The sequence below is a fragment of the Campylobacter sp. BCW_6463 genome (assembly GCF_001762785.1).
GTDB classification, from domain to species: domain Bacteria; phylum Campylobacterota; class Campylobacteria; order Campylobacterales; family Campylobacteraceae; genus Campylobacter_D; species Campylobacter_D jejuni.
Map to the genome: position 1 here is coordinate 1 of NZ_MJXL01000035.1, position 888 is coordinate 888.

1 pseudogene is annotated in these 888 nt (G+C 27.7%); it reads left to right on the top strand.

The features are described 5' to 3' along the window. Nucleotides 1–720 (top strand): annotated as a pseudogene (locus AJ884_RS03650) (hypothetical protein); the annotation flags it as partial. Nucleotides 721–888: the final 168 nt, after the last annotated feature.

The following is an 888-nucleotide window of genomic DNA, read 5'->3' on the forward strand; positions in this document are numbered from 1 at the left end:
TATCCTTTTGCAATCAATTCGAAATTCATTAGCTTTGATTTAAAGAAAATTTTTTATGGCATAGATCTTTGCACAGGAGTTTTTGACACTCATTTTTCCTTTCATTATGAAATAGATCAAAAGCTTGAAGAAAATAAAGAATTTCTTTTAAAAAGACTTTTATCTTATTTGATTATTGATGAGAAAAGAAATGCAACTGCTTTAGAGGATATAAAAGAACAAAAATATATTATAGATGATTATACTTTTTATTTTAAAGAATTAAAATCTTTAGAACTTAAAAAATGCACTATATATCAACTTCCTTGTAATCATCCTTTGTTTAAAGAGTTTAGAAATAAAGAAAAGCAAATTAGTGCTTTTAAAAAGGATGAAGATAGTCCTATTCATGCTTACAATGAAGCTTTACAAATTTTACAAGATTTTGCTAATGGAATTTACAATACAAGTAAAGATAAAACAGGAAGATATATAGAAGATAAAAATAAAACCAGAAGATTACTAGAAAAACTCAATATCATAGGACAAAACAATCTTAAGGCTATGTATATGGGGATAAATGGAAATGAAGAAAGCTTGAAAGCTATAGGCAAAAGAGAAAATAACACTAGCAAAGCAAGTGCAAATGCTGATATCACATCAGAAACAAAAACTCCGCCTAATTTCATAGGCAGACTAGCTACAACTATAATCATGGAAGATGGTTTATATATAGGATGAAAGGATAAAAATGAGTGAAACTTACGAGATTTATACACCTAATGGTGGTATATTAGATGTAGAAAAAAAACGAATAAAATTTTATTATATGATGGGGGAGCTAAGGTAGGCAAATACACCCAAGAATATTCCAAAGCTTTGTTTGAAGCACACAATATCAAACAAAAC